The sequence below is a fragment of the Pseudomonas sp. UBA3153 genome (genome assembly GCF_002364635.1).
GTDB lineage: Bacteria > Pseudomonadota > Gammaproteobacteria > Pseudomonadales > Pseudomonadaceae > Pseudomonas_O > Pseudomonas_O kuykendallii.
On the sequence record NZ_DEYR01000070.1, the window covers coordinates 1 to 5601 of the forward strand.

Annotated in this window: 8 protein-coding genes and 1 pseudogene; 5 read left to right on the forward strand and 4 right to left on the reverse strand. The window is 67.3% G+C overall.

Annotated elements, in window-relative coordinates; genetic code table 11:
• Positions 1-17 precede the first annotated feature (17 nt).
• Positions 18-596 (reverse strand): antibiotic biosynthesis monooxygenase, encoded by a 579-nt coding sequence (locus B2X67_RS16015; protein ID WP_286786090.1) that lies wholly within the window; start codon positions 594-596, stop codon positions 18-20.
• A gap of 419 nt (positions 597-1015) precedes the next feature.
• Here B2X67_RS16015 and B2X67_RS16020 point away from each other — a divergent pair, with 419 nt between their 5' ends.
• Positions 1016-1966 carry a MerR family transcriptional regulator gene (locus B2X67_RS16020; RefSeq protein WP_286786091.1) on the forward strand — a complete coding sequence of 317 codons (951 nt, stop codon included), beginning with the start codon at positions 1016-1018 and terminating at the stop codon, positions 1964-1966.
• 3 nt (positions 1967-1969) lie between these two features.
• Here B2X67_RS16020 and B2X67_RS16025 read toward each other — a convergent pair whose 3' ends face one another.
• A complete protein-coding gene (locus B2X67_RS16025; RefSeq protein ID WP_282343698.1) occupies positions 1970-2590 on the reverse strand; it encodes a hypothetical protein in 621 nt (206 codons plus the stop codon).
• Positions 2591-2647: 57 nt separating this feature from the next.
• Positions 2648-3097 carry a PAS domain-containing protein gene (locus B2X67_RS16030; RefSeq protein ID WP_282343700.1) on the reverse strand — a complete coding sequence of 150 codons (450 nt, stop codon included), beginning with the start codon at positions 3095-3097 and terminating at the stop codon, positions 2648-2650.
• A 97-nt stretch (positions 3098-3194) separates the two neighbouring features.
• On the opposite strand from B2X67_RS16030, the gene B2X67_RS16035 reads away from it, so the two are divergent.
• Positions 3195-3650 (forward strand): flavodoxin, encoded by a 456-nt coding sequence (locus tag B2X67_RS16035; protein ID WP_286786092.1) that lies wholly within the window; start codon positions 3195-3197, stop codon positions 3648-3650.
• Position 3651: 1 nt separating this feature from the next.
• A complete protein-coding gene (locus B2X67_RS16040) occupies positions 3652-4116 on the forward strand; it encodes a cupin domain-containing protein (RefSeq protein ID WP_286786093.1) in 465 nt (154 codons plus the stop codon).
• On the opposite strand, the gene B2X67_RS16045 is transcribed toward B2X67_RS16040, so the two are convergent.
• Positions 4108-4995, reverse strand: coding sequence for a LysR family transcriptional regulator (locus tag B2X67_RS16045; RefSeq protein WP_282343705.1), 888 nt, complete (start codon positions 4993-4995; stop codon positions 4108-4110). The genes B2X67_RS16040 and B2X67_RS16045 overlap by 9 nt on opposite strands.
• Positions 4996-5080: 85 nt before the next feature.
• On the opposite strand from B2X67_RS16045, the gene B2X67_RS16050 reads away from it, so the two are divergent.
• The gene (locus B2X67_RS16050; RefSeq protein WP_245728152.1) at positions 5081-5467 is read left to right on the forward strand and encodes a CidA/LrgA family protein; all 387 of its coding nucleotides are present in this window, start codon (positions 5081-5083) and stop codon (positions 5465-5467) included.
• Positions 5457-5601: pseudogene (locus B2X67_RS16055) on the forward strand (LrgB family protein); the annotation flags it as partial. The gene B2X67_RS16050 and the pseudogene B2X67_RS16055, both read left to right, overlap by 11 nt.

The following is a 5601-nucleotide window of genomic DNA, read 5'->3' on the forward strand; positions in this document are numbered from 1 at the left end:
GGGCGGCGGCGCGCGGCCTACTTCGCGTCGAACGCCGGCTTGCCGGTGCGTGCCACTCGGTCGCGCGGGCGCTTGCCTTCCAGCCAGGGCGCCAGCAGGCGGGTGGAGAGCGGGATGAACAGGCAGACCATCACCGGCGTCAGCACCAGGGTGCTGAGCAGCACCCGTTGCACCAGCGGCAGTGCGACCAGCGCGTCGCCGAACAGCAGGTTGAAGGCCAGCGAAACCGGGAAGAACGCCAGCCATACGGCAACGCTCTGCTTCCAGCGTGGCGGGCGTTTGTCGGCGCTGCCGAACCAGGCGTCGAGGCCCTGGGCGCGACGTTCGTGCGGCTGGGCGAACAGGCCCTGGCCGCGTTCTAGCCAGGCGCTGCGCGACGCCGAATGTTCCCAGGCGGCCATGGTCGCGGCGTCGGCGAAGCGGAAGACGATCTGGAATTCGTTGTCGTGGGCGGGCGGGGCGAGGACGCCGGAGCCGAGGTAACCGGCGAAGTCCGCGGCGAGCTGTTCGCCTTCGCGGAGCCAGGTCATGAAGTCCTGATAGCGGCCATGGGCGACACGGCGCGCCACCATGAGGGTGACGGGTTCGGCAGACATTGTGTATCTCCATCGATGGGGCGAGCGGTCCGGGTAGGACGTTTCGCATCACGCAGCGCCGGGGTGGTGGGCTGCCTGAAATGACAAGCAAAGATTATTCCTCATGGCGGCGTCGCAGCGCTACCCGCATGCCCATGCGTGGCGTGGAAAAGCGCCATGTACGGCGCGTGAACCGGGCTTTTTCGACGCGAGGGTGGGCCGGTCTTTAGCAGTCGCTTTTGCCTGCAGGGAAAGGCCTCGCTCCCCGTCAATCACGGAAATTGCCCACCCAGGTCGCAGCGGCGCGCCAAGTTCGCACCAGCAGGGCGCGTCTTCTGGTCGGTTGTCGCCAAATGGGCCGGCGTCCTGCCGGGTCGGATGCTGCCGAGCGTTTCCCTCGCGCGTTACACTGTGCGACATCTTCGCGAGTTGGCGGCGCCATGACTCAGTTCTCCCATGCAGCTTCCCTTGCCTCCGAGGCGTTGAAACGCCAGGAGCTGTTCCCGATCCGCGAGGTTTCGCGGCTGACGGGCGTCAACCCGGTCACCCTGCGTGCCTGGGAACGACGCTACGGCCTGATCGAACCGACCCGCACCGACAGCGGCCACCGCTTGTACTCGCAGGCGGACATCGACCGTGTGCACAGCATTCTCGGCTGGCTCGAACGCGGCGTCGCGGTGAGCAAGGTGGGCACCGTGCTGGCGCGTGGCGAGAGCGTGCCGAAAAGCGTGGTCGCCGAGCGCGCGGCGGTCGGCGGCGAATGGGCGGAATGGCAGGCGCGGATCAGGCGCGCCGTCGCGACCTTCGACGAGCAGGGGCTTGAACGGCTCTACGGCCTGCTGTTTTCCAGCTACCCGCTGGCGGCGCTGTTCCAGGACGTGCTCATGCCCGTCTGGGAGGAGCTGCTGGTGCATCAGGGCGAGTTCGGCAAGACCAGCGAATGGCTGTTTCTCGACGGCTTCCTGCGTGGGCGCGCGTTGCTGCGCCTGCAGCTGACCCGCAGCGATGACGCCGCGCGCGTGCTGCTGGTGGCGGTGCCCGGGCATTGCCGGGAGCTGGAACTGCTGGTGGCCGGCGTGTTGCTCGGCGGGCCGGACGTGTCGATCAGCCTGCCGGGGTTCGGCGTACCGCTGAACGAGCTGCTGCTGATTGGCGAGAAGCTCCAGACCAACGCCGTGGTGGTGCTTTCACACCAGCCGCGCGACGCCGGCTTGCCGCGGCAGCTGTCGAAGCTGGCGCTGATGCTCGACTGCCCGCTGTTGCTAGCGGGCGCCGCGGCAGATTTCGCCGAGGCTCAACTGGCGGGCACCCCGATAGGCTGCCTCGGCAGCGAGGGGCGCGAGATGCACAAGCGCCTGCTGCGCTTTCTCGACGAGCGCCTCGATACCTGATCGTCAGGCGTCGGCGGCGCTGCGTGCCTTGGCGTGCAGCTGCGGGTGCTGCAGACGATGCTGCTGGAAGATGAACGTGTGCAGGCGCCGCAGCGTGCGCTCGTTCTCGTGCAGCAGGCGGTAGGCACACAGTCCCTGTCCCACCTTGCGCACCAGCCGGCCACGCAGCGGAATCGGTTTCGCACCGGGGAGCGGCAGTGAAAGTTCGAAGCGCGCCGGGGCGACGTCGTTGACTTCCAGCAACAGGCCGTTCGGCGACAGTTCGTGGACCCGCAGGTCGCTGGCCTCGCCGCGTTCGTCGAGCAGCGCCACGGGCTTGTTCAGGTGCAGGCGCCACGGTCGGTCGACCGGGCCCTGTTCGAAGATGCGCGGGGCTTCCAGCTTCAGGTGCAGCGTCTGGGACTCGTCTTCCACGAGCTGCAGCGGAAAGGTCAGGCGTTGATGGCCGATCTGCGCCTCGAGCGACAGTTGTGCGCGTGAGCCGAGCGCCGCCAGCAGCGCCTGGGTTTGCGGGCTGCTGTCGATCAGGAAGTTGGACGCATTGAGTCGCGCGCCCTCGCCCTCGTTGAGGAGGCTGCGGATATAGGCCAGCTCGTCGGCGGTAAGCAGCGGATCGTCTTGCATCGGTGGGCTCCCGACTCGAGGGGCAACCCATGTTCGACCCTTGCGAGCTGCGGGGGTTCAGCCTTCCGTCGCTTTTCCGAGCGCAGCCTTCAACGCGGCTACTTCGCTTTCCAGCGCCTTCACCCGTTCGCAGGCCTCGACGAATTCGGTGACGTCCTTCTGGATGCCGATCAGGTAGGTCAGCTGGTCGGCCTCGTTGTGCACCGGCGTGATGGACAGCTCATTCCAGAACAGGCTGCCGTCCTTGCGGTAATTGCGCACGATCTCCCGGCTGGGTCGGTTGTCCTGCAGCGCGGCGCGGATCGCCCGAATCGCGGGCTGCTCGCGGTCGTCGCCCTGGAGGAAGCGGCAATCCTGGTACAAAACGTCTTCGGCGCGATAGCCGGTGAGCCGTTCGAAAGCCGGGTTGGCATAGATGAGGATGTTGTCGTCGCCTTCGCGTTCGGCCACCACGATGCCGTCGTTGGACGCGTCGATGACCAATTGCAGCAGTTTGGGACTGATCATTCCGGGCTCCGCAGGGTAGAAGCGCGATTCTAAATGATCGGGCCCGCTCATACAGTTATTGCATAATCCGCCCTCCGACTGGTTCTGGAACCCTCGTATGAACGTCCTGATTCTCTCCGGCTCGGTCTTCGGTACCGCCGAGGAAGTCGCCCGGCATGCCGAGCAGCTGCTGCGCGACGCCGGCCTGCAGACCTTGCACAAGCCGCGCGCCGAACTCGGCGAGCTGCTGGAATTCCCCGCCGACGCCATCCTCGCGGTGACCTCGACCACCGGCGTCGGCGAATTGCCGGAGACGCTGCAGCCGCTTTTCCACGCCATCCGCGACCAGCTTCCAGCGTCCTGGCGTGGCCTGCCGGGAGCGGTGATCGGCCTGGGCGACTCGGCCTACGGCGACAGTTTCTGCGCCGGCGGGGAGCAGCTGCGCGAGCTGTTCGCCGAGCTGGGCGTGCGCGAGGTGCTGCCGATGCTGCGCCTGGACGCCAGCGAAACGGTGACGCCGGAAACCGACGCCGAGCCCTGGCTGGGCGAATTCATCGTCGCCCTGGGCGCCTGAGGTGCATCCGCGCGCGCAGGAACTGATCGACACGCTGGGCCTGCAGGCGCATCCGGAGGGCGGCTACTACCGGCGGCTGTTCGTCTCGGCGCAGCGCCACGGCGAGCGCGCGGTCTGCAGCAGCATCGTCTTCCTGTTGCTGGAAGGTCAGGCCAGCCGCTGGCATCGCGTGGACGCCGACGAGATCTGGCATTTCCACGAAGGCGACGCGCTGGAGCTGCTGATCGCCGAATCGCCCGACGAGCTGCGTAGCCAGCGCCTCGGCCCGCTCGCCGTCGACCAGTTGCCGCAGGCGGCGGTGCCGGCGCATGCCTGGCAGGCGGCGCGTGCGCTCGGGCGCTACACGCTGGTCGGCTGCACCGTCGCGCCGGAGTTTCGCTTCGAGGGTTTTCGCCTGCTCGCCGATGACCCGCAGGCGCAGCGCGAATGGCCGCGCCTGGCCGGCGAGTTCCCCGAGCTAGTCTGACGGTGACGGATACTCGCGCAGCAGGGCCAGCCACGCCTGCGCAGCATGCGAAAGGTAGGCGTCGCGGCGCCAGATGAAGCCGATGTTCCAGCGCAGGTCGTTGTCGCGCAGCGTCAGGCGCACCACGCCCGGGCGCATCAGCCCGCGGGCGACGATGCGCGGCAGCAGCACCGTGCCCTGGCCGGCGGCGACCAGTGCGGCGAGGAAGTCGGCCTGGCCGCTGCGGCCTCCTTCGCGCGGGTTGAAGCCGGCCTGCAGGCAGGCCTGCAGCAGGCGGTCGTTGAGGGTGAAGCTGCGCTGGTAGAGCAGGAACGGCGTGTCGGCCAATTGCGCCAGTTCCAGGCTGCCTTCGCCCGCCAGCGGATGGTCGGTGGGCAGCAGGATGTCCAGCGGCTCGTTGCAGAACAGCTGGCTCTCGAATACCGGGTCGTCGGAGAGCATCCCGGCGCCGATCTCCAGTTCGCCGCTGCTCACCAATTGCTCGATGCTCTTGCTGCCGTCCTCGGTGAGGTGCACGGCGATGTTCGGGTAGCGCCGCCGATACTCGGCGAAGGGCCCGGCGAACAGCGCGTCGCTGCCGAGCATCGGCAGGCCGAGGTTCAGCTCGCCGCGCGCCAGATGGCTGAGGTCGTCGAGTTCGCTGAGCAATTCCTTGCGTACCCGCAGCAGTTCCTCGACGCGGCGCAGCACGATTTCGCCGGCGTCCGTGAGGCGCAGCTGCGGTCCCTGGCGCTGCAAAAGTTGCACGCCCAGGCGCTGCTCCAGTTGCGCCACCTGTTTGCTGATCGCCGACTGGCTGGCGTTGAGCGTGCGTGCCGCCTGGGTAAAGCCGCCCTGACGAACGACTTCGGCAAAGCTGCGCAGCTGTCTGAATTCCATTCTGGAATACCTGTGATTCGAACAATTCGTTTTTTAGATGGTAACGCGCACCGTAGACTTTCTTCCAACTGTTGAGGAATCCGCCGTGACCCGCGCCCGTGTTACCCATCTGTCCCGTCTGCTCTCCGAGTTGCTGGTGCTGCTCGGTCTCTATCTGTTCGGTTCCCAGCTCGCGCTCTGGCTGCACTGGCCGATCCCGGGCGGGGTGATCGGTCTCGGCCTTCTGCTGGCGGCGTTCGCCACCGGCTGGATCAAGCCCGCCGCGCTGCAACTGGGCGCCGGCGTGCTGATGGCGGAGATGCTGCTGTTCTTCATTCCGGCGCTGATGAGCATGCTCGACTACGGCGCACTGCTGCGCAGCGAAGGCCTGCGCATCCTCGCGGTGATCGCCTGCAGCACGCTGCTGGTGATGCTGGCCACGGCGCTGACGGTGGAGGCGGTGTGCCGCTGGAGTCTGCGCCATGAATCTTGAGCCGATGCCGCTGTTCTGGTTCGTCCTGACACTGGCGGCCTACCTGCTCAGCCGCTGGCTGTACCGGCGCAGCGGCCGCTACCTGCTGTCGCCACTGCTGTTTGTACCGGCGCTGCTGCTGGCGGTGGCGATCC